The 14768-nt window shown below is 68.6% G+C and carries 14 protein-coding genes; 7 read left to right on the top strand and 7 right to left on the bottom strand.

The window, feature by feature from the left end; translation table 11 throughout:
- Positions 1–64 precede the first annotated feature (64 nt).
- Positions 65–1963 (top strand): lytic transglycosylase domain-containing protein, encoded by a 1899-nt coding sequence (locus ACFQ4E_RS13735; RefSeq protein WP_386804603.1) that lies wholly within the window; start codon positions 65–67, stop codon positions 1961–1963.
- A gap of 4 nt (positions 1964–1967) precedes the next feature.
- On the opposite strand, the gene ACFQ4E_RS13740 is transcribed toward ACFQ4E_RS13735, so the two are convergent.
- On the bottom strand, positions 1968–2849 hold the full coding sequence (locus tag ACFQ4E_RS13740) for a DMT family transporter (RefSeq protein WP_386804498.1): 882 nt from the start codon (positions 2847–2849) through the stop codon (positions 1968–1970).
- Entirely contained in the window at positions 2846–3517 is a 672-nt protein-coding gene (gene mnmD, locus ACFQ4E_RS13745) for a tRNA (5-methylaminomethyl-2-thiouridine)(34)-methyltransferase MnmD (protein ID WP_386804499.1), read from the bottom strand. Before mnmD ends, ACFQ4E_RS13740 begins: the two co-directional genes overlap by 4 nt.
- Before the next feature lie 54 nt (positions 3518–3571).
- Here mnmD and ACFQ4E_RS13750 point away from each other — a divergent pair, with 54 nt between their 5' ends.
- A complete protein-coding gene (locus ACFQ4E_RS13750; RefSeq protein ID WP_386804501.1) occupies positions 3572–4606 on the top strand; it encodes an NAD(P)/FAD-dependent oxidoreductase in 1035 nt (344 codons plus the stop codon).
- Between the two features lie 21 nt (positions 4607–4627).
- On the opposite strand, the gene ACFQ4E_RS13755 is transcribed toward ACFQ4E_RS13750, so the two are convergent.
- A complete protein-coding gene (locus ACFQ4E_RS13755; RefSeq protein WP_386804503.1) occupies positions 4628–6322 on the bottom strand; it encodes a capsule biosynthesis protein in 1695 nt (564 codons plus the stop codon).
- Entirely contained in the window at positions 6300–6959 is a 660-nt protein-coding gene (locus tag ACFQ4E_RS13760) for an ABC transporter ATP-binding protein (protein WP_386804504.1), read from the bottom strand. The genes ACFQ4E_RS13755 and ACFQ4E_RS13760 overlap by 23 nt, the downstream gene beginning before the upstream one ends.
- Before the next feature lie 243 nt (positions 6960–7202).
- Here ACFQ4E_RS13760 and ACFQ4E_RS13765 point away from each other — a divergent pair, with 243 nt between their 5' ends.
- Complete coding sequence (locus ACFQ4E_RS13765; RefSeq protein WP_386804506.1) at positions 7203–7988, top strand: MBL fold metallo-hydrolase; 786 nt, start codon at positions 7203–7205, stop codon at positions 7986–7988.
- Between the two features lie 39 nt (positions 7989–8027).
- Here the strand turns inward: ACFQ4E_RS13765 and ACFQ4E_RS13770 are convergent, their stop codons facing one another.
- The gene (locus ACFQ4E_RS13770; protein ID WP_386804507.1) at positions 8028–8903 is read right to left on the bottom strand and encodes an FAD:protein FMN transferase; all 876 of its coding nucleotides are present in this window, start codon (positions 8901–8903) and stop codon (positions 8028–8030) included.
- Between the two features lie 154 nt (positions 8904–9057).
- Here ACFQ4E_RS13770 and gpmI point away from each other — a divergent pair, with 154 nt between their 5' ends.
- The 4 genes from gpmI (at position 9058) to ACFQ4E_RS13790 (ending at position 13702) form a co-directional block, all read left to right on the top strand.
- Complete coding sequence (gpmI, locus tag ACFQ4E_RS13775) at positions 9058–10575, top strand: 2,3-bisphosphoglycerate-independent phosphoglycerate mutase (protein ID WP_386804509.1); 1518 nt, start codon at positions 9058–9060, stop codon at positions 10573–10575.
- Positions 10572–11684: a murein hydrolase activator EnvC family protein gene (locus tag ACFQ4E_RS13780; RefSeq protein WP_386804511.1), complete on the top strand. Its 1113-nt coding sequence runs from the start codon at positions 10572–10574 to the stop codon at positions 11682–11684. Before gpmI ends, ACFQ4E_RS13780 begins: the two co-directional genes overlap by 4 nt.
- Before the next feature lie 8 nt (positions 11685–11692).
- A complete protein-coding gene (locus ACFQ4E_RS13785) occupies positions 11693–13096 on the top strand; it encodes a S41 family peptidase (RefSeq protein ID WP_386804513.1) in 1404 nt (467 codons plus the stop codon).
- Positions 13097–13219: 123 nt separating this feature from the next.
- The gene (locus ACFQ4E_RS13790) at positions 13220–13702 is read left to right on the top strand and encodes an RNA pyrophosphohydrolase (protein WP_386804515.1); all 483 of its coding nucleotides are present in this window, start codon (positions 13220–13222) and stop codon (positions 13700–13702) included.
- A gap of 4 nt (positions 13703–13706) precedes the next feature.
- Here the strand turns inward: ACFQ4E_RS13790 and ACFQ4E_RS13795 are convergent, their stop codons facing one another.
- Together ACFQ4E_RS13795 and ACFQ4E_RS13800 are read right to left on the bottom strand one after the other, a co-directional pair.
- Positions 13707–14165: a hypothetical protein gene (locus ACFQ4E_RS13795; protein ID WP_386804517.1), complete on the bottom strand. Its 459-nt coding sequence runs from the start codon at positions 14163–14165 to the stop codon at positions 13707–13709.
- Between the two features lie 132 nt (positions 14166–14297).
- Positions 14298–14744, bottom strand: a complete 447-nt coding sequence (locus ACFQ4E_RS13800; protein WP_386804519.1) for a MarR family winged helix-turn-helix transcriptional regulator — start codon at positions 14742–14744, stop codon at positions 14298–14300.
- Positions 14745–14768: the final 24 nt, after the last annotated feature.

The following is a 14768-nucleotide window of genomic DNA, read 5'->3' on the forward strand; positions in this document are numbered from 1 at the left end:
CGAACCCACCGGCTCGCGGCTTTCGACGATCAGCCAGCCGCAGCGCCGGACGGCGGCGGTCCGCCTGCCCAGCACGACCGACGACCCCGCGCCGCTGCGCCGCGCGATGGCCGACATGCGCGACGCCAACTGGGCCTCCGCGATGATCGAGGCGCGCGGCTCCGGTCAGGCCGGTCTCGACGTGATTCTCTGGCACTGGCTCCGGGCGGGCAATGGCGACGCGCGGCAGGTGCAGGATTTCCTCGCCCGCAATCCCGACTGGCCCGGTCTCGATTACCTGCGCGAGAAAAGCGAGCAGGCGATCTCGGAGGCGACGCATGACGAGGTGCGCGCCTTCTTCGGCAACGAGGCCCCGCAGACCGGCACCGGCGCGCTGTCTCTGGCCCGCGCCGAACGCGCCGCGGGCGAAGAGGACGCTGCCAAGGCCACGATCATCCTCGCCTGGAAGACGCTGGCGCTCTCCTCCGAAGAACACGCGGCATTTCTCGCCGATCACGGCGCGCTCCTGAAGCCCTACCATGACGACCGGCTCGCCATGGCGCTCTGGAAGGGCTGGCGGGCGAACGCCTCGGCGATGCTGCCCCTGGTCTCCGACGGCCAGCGCGCGCTGGCCGAGGCGCGGATCGCGCTCCAGGACCAGGCCGCGGGCGTCGATGGCGCGATCGAGCGGGTGCCCGCCGCGCTCGCCGATGACGCGGGGCTGGCGCATGACCGCTTCGCTTGGCGCGTCAAGAAGCGCCGCACCGACGATGCCATCGAGCTTCTGCTTGAGCGATCCGCCAAGACGGGCGGTCTGGGCGAACCCTGGGCCTGGGCGGATCGCCGCCTCGACCTCGCGCGCGCCACGATGCTCGAGGGCAAGGGCGCGCTCGCCTACGACATCGCCTCGTCGCACCAGCTGACCTCCGGCTCGGATTTCGCGTCTCTCGAATGGCTCTCGGGCTATATTGCGCTCACCTATCTCAAGAAGCCCGAGATCGCCGCCGACCATTTCGACCGCTTCGCCACCGCGGTCGACACGCCGATCTCGCTCGGCCGCGCCGGCTACTGGCAGGGCCGCGCCCGCGAGGCGATGGGCGATGCCGAGGGCGCCGCCCGCGGCTACGCCTTCGGTGCGAAATACCAGACCTCGTTCTACGGCCTTCTCGCCGCCGAACGCGGCAAGCTCGCGCCCGACACCACCCTCGCAGGCACCGAAACCTTCCCAGACTGGAAAGAGGCTGCCTTCACCAAGAAGAGCGTCTTCCAGGCCGCCATGCTTCTGATGGCCGGGGGCGAGGATCAGCTGGCGGAACGCTTCCTCACCCACCTGGCCGAAAGCCTCGATCGCAACGAGATCGGCAGCCTCGGCAACATGCTCGCCGATCTTGGCAAGCCGCATATCCAGATCATGCTGGGCAAGCGCGCTGCGCAGGCCGGGATCGAAGTGCCCGGCCCCTATTACGCGCTCCACCCGCTGCTCGACCGCGAGTTTCCGATCCCGACCGAGATGGTGCTCTCCATCGCCCGGCGCGAATCCGAGTTTGACCCCGTCGTGGTCTCCCATGCCGGGGCGCGCGGCCTGATGCAGCTCATGCCGCGCACCGCGAGCGAGGTCTCGGGCTGGATCGGCGAGACCTTCCTTTTGGCCAAGCTCACCTCCGACCCGGCCTATAACGCGCGTCTCGGTTCGGCCTATCTCGCCGATCTTTCCGAGCGCTTCGACGGCAATGTCGTGATGATGGCAGCGGGCTACAATGCCGGTCCCGGCCGTCCGATCCGCTGGATGAAGGAGCGCGGCGATCCCCGTCGCGGCGGTGCCGATATCGTCGACTGGATCGAGCACATCCCCTTCGACGAGACCCGCAACTATGTGATGCGCGTCGCCGAAAGCGTGCCGATCTACCGCGCGCGGCTCGGCAAGACGATGCACCCGGTGCCGTTTTCCAAGGAACTGACCGGCTCGACCCTCCCCCGGCAATAAGCGCCTAGCGCGCCAGTGCGCGCGCGCGCATCCGCTCGCGCCAGAAGGTGAAGAGCCCCGCGGCGACGATGATCGCCGCGCCGATGGCGACGTTCACGCGCAGGGTCTCGCCGAAGACCGTGAGCCCGATCGCCGAGGCGAAGACGAGCTGGAAATAGGCGAAGGGCTGGATCGCGCTGGCCTCGGCCTGCTCATAGGCCTTGATCAGCGTGTAATGGCCCGCCGCGCCGGTCACGCACAAAAGCGCCATCCACGCCCAGTCGGGGCCGCGCATCGGCTCCCAGAACCAGATGCCGATGGCGGTGGTGACCACCGCGCCGACGGTTCCGGTCCAGAAAAAGCTCGTGGCCGCCGTGTCCTGCCGCGCGACATAGCGATTCAGAAGCCCGTAAAGCGCGAACATGAACGCCGCGAGCAGCGGGATCGCCGCGTAGGGCGAAAAGACCCCGCCCGAGGGCTGGAGGATGATGATCACCCCCACGAAACCCGCCGCGATGGCCAACCAGCGCCGCCAGCCGACATGCTCGCCCAGCACGGGCCCCGACAGCGCTCCGATCAGCAGCGGGTAGCAGGCGAAGACCGCGTGGCTCTCGACCAGGCCGAGGAACACGAAGCCCTGGATCATCACGATGATCTCGAGCGCCAGGATCGCACCGCGCGCCGCCTGCACCCAGGGCTGGCGTGTCGCCGCCGCCCTGCGGATCGAGCCCGCCTGCCGCCCCGCGATGGCGCAGACGAAGGCCGCGAAGAACCAGTAGCGGATCATCACGATCATGTAGGTGTTGTATTCGCCCGCAAGGTGGCGCGAGATCGCGTCCTGGCTCGCGAAGATCAGCGTGGTGACGAGCATGAGGATCACGCCGCGGCGCGTGTCGTTCGATGTCATCTGGGGTCCTTCCGGGCGACGGTCATGTGCCGTTTTCGCCCGTATCCCGGGACGCGCGCGACGTCGAGACCTGCCGATGCAAGACCGCGTCTGACGTGGCCTGCCGCGGAATAGCTCGCCGCCGTGCCGCCCTCGGCCAGCCGATCCGCGACGGCCTGAAGAAGCGCGGGCTCCCAGAGCTCGGGGTTCTTGGCCGGGGCGAACCCGTCGAGATACCAGGCATCGACCGGGGTCGTCGCGGCGGGAACGGTCTGCCGCGCATCGCCCTCGACCAGCCGGAACTGCAGGTCGCCGAGCACGATCTCCCGCGCACCGGAGCGCCAATAGGGCATCAGCTCGGCGGCGATCTCCGCGACCTCCGGGAAGGCCGCCTGCGCCTGGATCATGTCCTCCGCGGCCAAGGGGAACAGCTCGTAGCTGGTATAGTGGAGCCGCCCGACCACGCCCGCGCCTCGCCACGCCTGCACCGTTGCCAGAAGGTTCAGCCCCGTGCCGAAGCCCAGCTCTGCGACGTGAAACCCGTCGCGAAACCGCTCCGGCAGGCCGTTGCCCCGCAGGAACACATGCCGCGTTTCCGCCAGCCCGTCCTCGAGCGAGTAATAGGGGTCGTCGAACCGGGTCGAGACCGGCACGCCGTCCCGCCAGTCGAGCCGCGTCTGGTCGTCCATCGCCCGATGCCTTAGGTGATCCGAGACGCGAGACACTGCACCGGGGGCCGGGCGATGGCAAGGATCGACGTGACCGTGCGTGGCGCCGGGATTTTCGGCCTCGCCTGCGCGTGGGAGATGACCCGCCGCGGCGCGAGGGTCCGGGTGATCGATCCGGGCGGGCCGGGCGCGGGCACCTCGGGCGGCATCGTCGGCGCGCTGGCGCCGCATGTGCCGGAAAACTGGAACGCCAAGAAGGCCTTCCAGCTGGACAGCCTGCTGATGGCCGAGGCGTTCTGGTCGGAGGTCTCCGAGACGGGCGGCGGCGCGCCGGGCTATGCCCGGACCGGGCGACTCCAGCCCTTGGCCGATGCCGACGCGGTGGCGCTGGCGCGCGGGCGGGCGGACAGCGCGGCCACGCTCTGGCAGGGTCATGCGCGGTGGGAGGTGACGGAGGCCCCGGGCCCCCTCGCGCCCCCGTCTCCGACGGGCCTTTGGGTCTTCGATACCCTCAGCGCGCGGGTGCATCCGCGCAAAGCCTGCGACGCGCTGGCCGCCGCGCTCGCCGCGCGGGGCGCCGAGATCGTGACGGAGGGCGCAGAAGAGGGCGCGGTTCTCCACGCGACGGGCTGGGCGGGGCTCGACGCGCTGTCCTCAGCCGTCGGACGCACCGTGGGCACCGGCATCAAGGGTCAGGCCCTGCTACTGGGCTTTGCCGCCCCGGACGCACCGCAGCTTTTCGTGGACGGGCTGCATATCGTGCTCCATGCCGATGGCACCTGCGCCGTGGGCTCAACAACCGAGCGCGACTTCGCAAGCCCGACAGAAACGGACGCTCAGGCCGACGCGCTTCTCGACCGCGCAGTGGCAGCGCTGCCGGAGCTCGCCTCGGCCCCCGTCCTGTCACGCTGGGCCGGGGTGCGCCCCCGCGCCCGCAGCCGCGCGCCGATGCTGGGGCCCTGGCCGGACCGGCCCGGTCACTTCATCGCCAATGGAGGCTTCAAGATCGGCTTCGGCATGGCCCCGAACGTGGCGCAGGTAATGGCCGATCTGATGCTCGAGGGCCGCGACGCGGTGCCCGAAGGCTTTCGCGTCGCGGACAATCTCTGACGCGCCCGCGCGGGCGCCGGGTCAGCTCGAGACTTGCTCGCGCAGGATCGACGCGGTCAGCGAGATCATCAGGTAGACGCCCGAGAAGATCAGGAACGCCAGGAGCGTGTTCTCGAACCCGCGCGGATAGCTCGGGTCCTGCGAGGCGACCGGCACGACCGAGGTCGTCAGGTAGCGCGCCTGGCTGTCGGCATCGCGCCGCGCGGTCTCGAGCCGTTCGAGCGCCGATTGCAGCATCATGTCCCGCGTCGCGAGGTCGGCCTCGGCGAGCTGCACCTGAACCGCGATCTCGGCCAGCGAATCCTCTCCGGTTGTCGCGGTCAGCATGTCGGAATTGAGCTGGTTCAGCAGCGCGTCGAGACGGCGGATATCGCCCTCGACGCCCTCAACCCGGCTCTGGTTCGGCCGCGGGTTGTCGAGCAGCGCCTGGAGCTGCAGCCGCTTTTCCTGAAGCTGCATCTCGTAGGTGTTGATCTGGTTCTGCATCGCCGCGATCCGCCCCTGCGGGTCGATCACCGCGCTCTCCTGCTTCAGACGCACCAGCCGTTCCTGCGCGTCGAGACGATCCTGCTCGGCCTCGGCCAGCGCCTCGTCGGCATCGAGCACCGCGTTCGACCGCTTGCGCTGCGACAGCTGGTCGACGCGTTCCTCGGCATAGCCGATCAGCGCGCGGCTGAACTCGGCCGCGACCTCGGGATCGGCGGCCATGACCTCCATCCGGATCACGCCCTCGGTCGGGTCGTAGCCGATCTCGACATAGCGCTGGTAGAGCGAATACGCCTTCTCGTTCGAGGCATCGGTATCCAGCCGCTGCAGCGGGTCGATCCAGGCCTGTTCGAAATGCGCCTTGAAGCCCTCGTCCTCGTCGAGGCGCAGCATCGCATCCTTTGACGCGAGATAGGATTGCACCGCGATGGCGTCCTGGTTGGTCGCAAACTGCGTGCCGGACAGGAGCCCGCCCATGCCGCCGCTGCCGCCGGCGGAATCGTTCTTGAGGATCAGGAACTCGGATTTGGTGGCGTAGATCGGCGTCGCGACGGCGAAGAAGTAGTAGCCCGCAAGCACCGTCGGCAGGATCACGAAGAACGACAGGCGCGTCATCAAGAGCACGAAGCGGCGACGACGGCGCTGGCCCAGTTCCTTCTGGATCTTGGCCAGTTCGATCGCCCGACGTTCTGCCGGGCTCATGGTTTCGACCGAGGGCAACTGCGTGCGCCCGGCGGTGCCGCCGGCACGGATGGTCTGCGGCAGCTTGTCCGGCTCGCCCGGACGCGGCGCGTCGTCGCCCGAGGGCACAAGCTCGAGCATGTTCGAGCGCTGGAACGGGTCGATGCCCCGCTTGCGGAGCATCCGGACCGCGTCGAAATCCGAGGTCGGCTCGAGCCCGTGGCGCTGCGCGACGCGGCGCGCCATGCGCAGCTGTCGTCCGGTCAGCCCCTCGGCGCGGATCGCCTCGATATCGGTTTCGGCCGCGACCTGCCGGGCCGAGGAGACCTCGCCCGAGCGCGGAACGGGTCCGCCCATCGTGCCCGTCGCCCGCGGCGCGGGCCGTTCGGAGAACGGCTCGGCCTCGGGTCTTTCGGCGGGCGCGGCGCTGGTTCTCGCGGAGGTCAAGGACGGCGTGACGGCGCCCGTGACCTGCTGCGTCGGTTCGGCCCCGTCGGGCGGCGTCGCCCGGCGGATGCGGAATTTCTTAGCCTTGGGTTTCGTAGTCATACAGACGCTTCGCCTCTTCCAAGGTGTCGAACATGTGCAGCGTGCCGTCCATCAGGACCGCCGCCTTCTTCGCAAACTTCTCGAGAATTTCCGGCTGGTGCGAGACGATGATGATCGTCGTCGTCCGGAGGCGTTCTGCCAGGATGTCGCCTGCCTTCTTGTTGAACTCCACATCGGTGGAGTTCGGCATGCCTTCGTCGATCAGGTAGATGTCGAAATCGAGCGCCAGCATCAGCGAGAAGGTGAAGCGGGATTTCATGCCCGACGAATAGGTGCCGAGCGGTTGTTCGAAATATTCGCCGAGATTGCAGACGTAACGGCAGAAGCTTTCGACGTAATCGGGGTCGAGCCCGTAGAGCCGGGCGATGAAACGGGCGTTTTCGCGCGCCGAGATGCGGCTGACGACGCCGCCCATGAAGCCCAGCGGGAAGGACACGCGGCAGCCACGGCGAATTTCGCCCTCGTCGGGCTTCTCGAGCCCGGCCATCATCTTGATCAGCGTGGTCTTCCCGGTGCCGTTCGGAGCGAGGATGCCGAGGCTTTCGCCCAGTTCGACGCGGAACGACGCCTGGTTCAGGATCACCTTGTAATGGGATCCGGTCCAGAAGGACTTGCTGACATTGTCGAATTCCAGCATCGGCGCGGCCTGCTCTGCCTTTGTGGCGTCTGCTCGTTCTATCGGAGCATGGTTGACGGAGTGTTATCCCTGCAATTTGGTCAGAGTATGTCCGCTTTGGGATAGGTTTGCCAGTTCCCCGACATATCGCCGCCCAAGGACCGCGCCGCTCACGCGGTTGCGAACGGGCCTTGGTGGAAAGCCCGACGCGCGCCGCTAGCTCGTGCAAGGACCACGTGTCCTGATAACCGGAGCCCTTACGCCATGTCCCAGACCCGACGCACGTTTCTCGTCAGCGCCGCCGCCGCGGCTGGCGGCACCATGATCCTGCCCTATGCCGCGCTCGCCGAGGCCCATGCCGGCAACATGTTCTCCACCGATGCGGGCGACATCACAGTGCATCCGCTCGATCACGCGAGCTTTGTCATGGAGACCCCCAAGGGCACGATCTATGTCGATCCGGTCGGCGACCCCGCCCGCTACGCCGAGTTCCCGCCCGCCGACCTGATCCTCATCACCCATGAGCATGGCGATCACTACAACGCCGAGACGCTCACCGCGCTGATGGGCGAGAACACGAGCCTGATCACCAACCCCGCCGTGCACGACATGCTGCCCGCGGATCTCGCCTCCGGCGCCATGACGCTCGCCAATGGCGAAAGCCATGACTGGGACGGGCTCGGCATCGACGCGATCGCCGCTCACAACACCACCGAGGACCGGATGAACTTCCATCCCGAGGGCCGCGACAACGGCTATGTCCTGAGCTTCGAGGGCTTCCGCGTCTACATCTCCGGCGACACCGAGCCGACCGAGGACATGCTGGCGCTCGAGAATATCGACGTGGCCTTCCTCTGCATGAACCTGCCCTTCACCCAGACCGCCGAGCAGGCGGCCGAGGCGGTCAAGACGTTCAAGCCGGCCTATGTCTATCCCTACCACTACCGCGGCCGCGACGGCGGCACCCAGGACCCCGAGGAGTTCGCCTCGCTCGTGGGCGATGCCGCCGAGGTCAAGCTGGTGGACTGGTATCCGAACGAAGAGGTCTGATCCTCGCATCCCGCGCGTCCGGCCACAGCCGGGCGCGCGTCACAGGCCGTGGACCTGCCCATCGGGTCCGACCAGCGTGATCCGGCCCAGCCGCGCCACGGCCATCAGCTCTTGCAGCTCCGAAAATCCCAAGAAGACCGCCACGGTCGAGATCGCATCCGCCATGGTCGCGCTCTCGGCCTCGATGCTGACGCTCGACCAGATCGGCGGGCTCCCGTCCGGCGCAAGGATATGGCCCTGCCCCTCGTCGAGAAGCAGCGCGGCAGGCGCCGAGGTCGCGACCGCGCTGTCGCGCAGGCTGCGCCAACCGACCGTCCCGGCTGCCGGGTCCTCGATCGGCAGGCGGTAGGGCCCGCCCAGCGCGGCCTGCTCGCCCAGGGAAATCAGCGCCCGCTCCGCGCCAAGCTCGCGCAGCGCGCCCCAGACCAGATCGGTGGCATAGCCCAGCACGATCCCGTTGAGCGTCAGCGCCTGACCCGCATCAAGCACGATCCCCGCGCCGGTCTCCACCCGGTCCCAGCCGATCAGCGGACGCGCGGCATCGGGATCGCCCGAGAAGGCCAGCGCCCGCCAGAGCGGCTGCACCGTCGGATCGAAGAGCCCGCCGGTGATCTCGTGCACCCGGTCGACCTGCGCGATCACGTCCCACATCATCGCCGAAGGCGCGTCGAGCCTGCCGCTGGCGTTCAGCCGCGACAGCTCGCTCTCGGGCAGGTAAAGGCTGAAGGTCCGCTCGACCTCCGCCAGAAGCTGCGGCACCCGCGCGAGCCCCTCGCGCACCGTGGCCTCCGGTCCGTCGAGACTGACCGACACATCCGCCCCGAGCGCGGTGCCGGTCCAGCGCTCCGCCGCGCGCGACACGCGCGGCGCGCAGGCAAAGCCCGCCGCCAGCGTCAGTGCCCGTCTGCGCGTCATCGCCGCCACTGCCGACCTCCCCGAACGTCCTCGCAAGAGCCTAGCCCCTCGCCGCCCCCCGCAACAGTCCCGTCAGCGCGCCTTGCCTCTCCACATTCGCGCCAGCCTCTGCTAGGCCCTGCCTGTCCGCATCACCGCCTCCGGGAGCGCTGCCATGACCACCCCGAAACCCGTTGTTCTCGCCATTCTCGACGGCTGGGGCCTCTCGCCCTCGCCCGAGGCCAACGCGCCCCACCAGGCCGCGACGCCGGTCATGGACCGGCTGATGCAGGACTGCCCGAACGCCACGCTCGTCACCCACGGCCCCGATGTCGGCCTGCCCACCGGACAGATGGGCAATTCCGAGGTCGGCCACACCAATATCGGCGCGGGCCGCGTCGTCGCGATGGATCTCGGCCAGATCGACCTCGCCATCGAGGACGGGTCGTTCCAGGAAAACGAACGCCTGCAGGACTTCATCGCCACGCTCAAGGAGAGCGGCGGAACTGCGCATCTGATGGGCGTCGTGTCGGACGGCGGCGTGCACGGCCACCTGACCCATATTCTCGCCGCGGCGCGCACGATCGCGCATGCGGATGTCACGGTGAAGGTCCATGCCATCACCGATGGCCGCGACGTCGCCCCGAAAAGCGCCGAAGGGTTTCTGAAGACCCTCCACCAGGGTCTGCCGCGCGGCGCAGAGATCGCCACCGTCACCGGGCGCTACTGGGCGATGGACCGCGACAACCGCTGGGAGCGGGTCAAGAAGGCCTATGACGTCTTCGTCTACGGCACCGGCGGCGCCTGCGACAGCGCCGAAGAGGCGGTCCGCCAGAGCTACGACGACGGCAAGACTGACGAGTTCATCGAACCGGTCGCGATCAACGGCTATGACGGGATCGGCGAAGATGACGGCTTCTTCTGCCTGAACTTCCGCGCCGACCGCGCCCGCGAGATCCTCGCCGCCCTCGGCAAGCCCGAGTTTGACGGCTTCGAGCGCGGCGATCCGCCGTTCCGCACGCTGCTCGGCATGGTCGAGTATTCCGAGGGCCACAACGCCTATATGTCGACGGTCTTCCCGCCGCGCGATCTGCCGAACACGCTGGGCGCCTGGGTCGCGCGCCACGGCCTGCGCCAGTTCCGCCTGGCCGAGACCGAGAAATACCCGCATGTCACCTTCTTCCTCAATGGCGGGCGGGAAGAGCCTGAAGAGGGTGAAGACCGGTTCATGCCGAAAAGCCCGGACGTGGCGACCTATGACCTGAAGCCCGAGATGAGCGCGCCCGAAGTCACCGCCAAGCTGGTCGAGGCGATCGGCGACGGTTACGACCTGATCGTGGTGAACTACGCCAATCCCGACATGGTCGGCCATACCGGCGATCTCCAGGCCGCGATGAAGGCCTGCGAGGCGGTCGATGACGGGCTCGGGCAGGCGCTCGAGGCACTGGAGGCCGCGGGCGGCGCGATGCTTGTGATCGCCGATCACGGCAATTGCGACGTCATGGTCGATCCCGACACCGGCAACCCGCACACCGCCCACACGCTGAACCCGGTGCCGGTGATCCTCTGCGGCGGCCCCGAGGGCGCGACCGTCGCCGCCGGGCGTCTGGCCGATGTGGCGCCGACGCTCCTCGAGCTCATGGGCCTCGACCAACCCGCCGAGATGACCGGGCAGAGCCTCATCCGGAGATGATCCGGGCGCTTCTTCTCTCCTGCGCGCTTGCGCTCCCGGCTGCCGCGCAGGCCCCGGGCGACAGCGCGCGCCAGGCCGCCACCGCGCTCGAAGCCGCGCAGATCGCGCTCGATCAGGCCGAGGGCGCGCGCGACCGCGTCGCCGCCCTGACCGCCACCGTCCGCGCCTTCGAGGACGGTCTCGCAGCGCTCCGCGAAGGCCTGCGCGAAGCCTCGATCCGCGAAACCCGCCTCCGCCGCGATCTTGCCGCGCGCGAAGGCGAGGTGGCGGCCCTTCTGGGCGCGCTGCAGTCGATCTCGTCCCAGGGCACCGCCGAACAGATGCTCCACCCCGCGGGCCCCGTGGGTGCGGCGCGCGCGGGCATGCTCGTCGCCTCGGTCACGCCGGGACTGGCGGGCGAGGCGCTGGCGCTGCGCGACCAGCTCGAAGAGGTCGAGGCGCTCCGGGCGCTGCAAGAGGACGCCGCCGACACGCTCCGGCGCGGGCTCTCCGGGGTCCAGACCGCGCGCACCGCGCTGAGCCAGGCCATCGCCGAGCGCACCGAACTGCCCCGCCGCTTTACCGAGGATCCGATCAAGACCGCCATCCTGATCGCCGCGACCGAGACGCTCTCGGGCTTCGCAAGCGGTCTGTCCGAGATAGGTCAGGGCGAGATCCCCGACGCGCCCGAAGACATCAGCGCCCGCACGGGCGCGCTGCCGCTGCCGGTCGCCGGACAGGTCCTGCGCCGCTCGGGCGAGGCCGATGCCGCGGGCGTCGCGCGCCCGGGTCTCGTGCTCGCCACACGGCCAGGCGCGCTGGTGACGACGCCGGTTCCGGCGACGATCCGCTACCGCGGGCCGCTTCTCGATTACGGGCTGGTCACGATCCTCGAGCCCCAGGCCGATCTTCTCTTCGTGCTCGCGGGCCTCGACACCGCCTTCGGAGAGATCGGCGAGGTTCTGGACAGCGGCGCGCCCGTGGGTCTCATGGGCGGCGCGGCGGACACGGACGCGTTACAAACCACCTCCGGGTCTGGCAACCCGCGCCCGGAAACGCTTTACATTGAGGTCAGGCAGAACAACGCACCGGTCGACCCGTTGACGTGGTTCGCAACCGACAAGGGATGAATACGAGCATGAAGAAATTCGTCATGGCCGCCGCAGGCGGCACGCTGGCGGGCATCGTCGCGACCACGCAATTCGTGGGTCCGCTGCTCGCCCAGGAAAGCGAAGGCTCGGTGAACGTCTACGAGCAGCTCGACCTGTTCGGCGACATCTTCGAACGGATCCGCGCGCAATATGTGGAGGAGGTCAACGAGAAGGACCTGATCGAGGCCGCGATCAACGGCATGCTGACCTCGCTCGACCCACATTCGAGCTACCTCTCGCCCGACGACGCCGCGAACATGCGGGTCCAGACTCGCGGCGAGTTCGGCGGTCTCGGCATCGAGGTCACGCAGGAGGACGGCTTCGTCAAGGTGGTCTCGCCCATCGACGACACGCCCGCCGCCGAGGCCGGCATCCAGGCCGGCGATTTCATCACCCATGTCGACGGCGACTCGGTTCTGGGCCTCGGCCTCGACGAGGCGGTGGACCTGATGCGCGGCCCGGTGGGCTCGGAGATCGTGATCACCGTGGTGCGCGACGGCGAGCCCGAACCCTTCGACGTCAGCCTGATCCGCGACACGATCACCCTGACCGCCGTGCGCGCCCGCACCGAGGGTCAGAGCGTGGTCCTGCGCGTCACCACCTTCAACGACCAGACCTATCCCAACCTCGAAGAGGGGCTCGCCGAGCAGATCGAAGCGGCGGGCGGGATCGACAGCGTCAACGGCGTGATCCTCGACCTGCGCAACAACCCCGGCGGTCTCCTGACCCAGGCGATCAAGGTCGCCGACGCGTTCCTCGAGAAGGGCGAGATCGTTTCGACCCGGGGCCGCGATCCGCAGGATGGCGAGCGTTACTATGCCGAGCCGGGCGATCTGTCCGACGGCAAGCCGCTCGTGGTGCTGATCAATGGCGGCTCGGCCTCGGCCTCCGAGATCGTCGCCGGGGCGCTCAAGGATCACCGCCGCGCGGTGGTCGTCGGCACCAAGAGCTTCGGCAAGGGCTCGGTGCAGACGGTGATGCCGCTCAGGGGCGAAGGCGCGATGCGCCTGACCACGGCGCGCTACTACACGCCCTCGGGCCGCTCGATCCAGGCGCTCGGCGTGTCGCCCGACATCGTCGTCGCCCAGCCGCAGCGCCCGCCCAATGCCGAGGAGATGGAGGAAGAAGCCACCGGCCGTCCGACCCGCTCCGAGGCGGACCTGCGCGGCGCACTCGACAATGACAGCCTGAGCGAAGACGAGATCCGCCAGATCGAGGAAGACCGCGCCCGGGCAGAAGCCTCGGCCGCGCTCCGCGAAGAGGATTACCAGCTGGCCTACGCGATCGACATCCTCAAGGGTCTCTCGGCGCTCGGTCCGAACGTCGTCTCTCCCTTGGCGCCCGGCGTGACGGACGAGGACTCCGCCGAGGCGGACGGCACCGACAACTGAGCTTCGGCTCCTCCGCGCGTCATCCGGTCCGGGCCGAAATCCGGTCCGGATTTCGCGCGGATTTCGTCTCGAAATCCGGGTCGCCGAAGGCTAGGTCTGGCTGAGACCCAGCCGGAGTGCGCCATGACCCCCGAAGAGATCGCCGCCCTGCCCTATCGCCCCTGCGTCGGCGTGATGCTGGTCAATCGCGACGGCCATATCTTCACCGGGCAGCGCATCGATACCGACCACCCGGCCTGGCAGATGCCCCAGGGCGGCATCGACACGGGCGAAAGCCCGCGCGACGCGGCACTTCGGGAGCTTCAGGAAGAGATCGGTGTCACCCCGGACCTCGTCACCGTCGAGGCCGAGACCGAGGATTGGGTCACCTACGACCTGCCCCATGACATCGTTCCGCGGATCTGGAAGGGCCGCTACCGCGGCCAGCAGCAGAAGTGGTTCCTGCTGCGCTTCGAAGGCACCGACGACCAGATCGACATCGACCAGCCGCACCGGGAGTTCTCGTCCTGGCGCTGGCTGCCGCTCGACGACATGCTGGCCGCCATCGTGCCGTTCAAGCGCGCCGTCTATGACGAGGTCGCCGCCACCTTCCGCGCGCGGCTCTGAGACCTCAGATCATGCCCTGGGCGTCCGAGGCGGGCAGGAAGCTGACCGCGTTGGGGCCGATATCCTCGGGGCAGACGCCCGGCAGGTAGCAGACCAGCCGCGTCCCGCTTTCCGAGGTGACCCGCACCTCGGTCTCGTCATACTCGCTGTCATAGGTCAGCGTCAGGTCGTCGAAATCCGGTTCCGGCTCGTCATCGGGATAGAGCACGACCAGCTGATCGGTGCCGGGCTGAAATTCGGGAAAATAGGGCTCCGGCCCATCGAGCGTCGGCATCACCAGCTCGCTTGCGGCCCCGGCGGGCAGCGCATCCGCCCCCGCATCCAACTGGGACAGCTCCGGCTCGGAAAAGATGCTCTCCTCTTCCGCGCCATGCGCGTGGGAGCCGTCCTCCAGCTCTCCGAAGATCCCGTTCAGGATCGTTCCCGCCAGCGCCATGCACAGCGCCATCAACAAACCCAGCATGCCCGGTTTCTCCACAACACGACCGTATCGGGGCCCTCTCTTCGGAGGTGCTCCCGGTCGGGACGCTAGGCGGGGATTCCGGTGAGAATGCGGCGGCAATGGCCAAATGCCGTGGCCGGACCCTGGTCGGGATCAGTCCTGGCTGGCCGCGATGTTGCGGCAGATCCGCCGCAGCGTGTCCTGCAGCTCGGCGATGTCCTCGACGGTCAGCCCGGCCGCGTCGGCGACGCAGCGCGGCACGTCATGCGCGCGTTCGGCAAGCTTGCTGCCCTCCCGCGTCAACCGGACGATCACGCGGCGCTCGTCGACCCCATCGCGGGACCGGGTCAGAAGACCCGAGGCCTCCAGCCGCTTCAGGAGCGGCGTCAGCGTGTTCGATTCGAGACCCAGCTTGCGCCCGATCTCGCCGACGCTCAGCCCGTCCTCGGTCCAGAGCGACACCATCACCAGATACTGGGGATAGGTCAGCCCAAGCGGATCGAGCAACGGCTTGTAGAGCCGGCCGAACGCGTGGTTCGCTGAATAGAGGTCGAAGCAGAGCATCTGCTCGAGCGCGATGGGGGAATGAGCAGCAGTCATCTCACGCGAGATAAGCACGCCTCC

Origin of the sequence: Litorisediminicola beolgyonensis (assembly GCF_042679605.1) — a bacterium.
GTDB lineage: Bacteria > Pseudomonadota > Alphaproteobacteria > Rhodobacterales > Rhodobacteraceae > Litorisediminicola > Litorisediminicola beolgyonensis.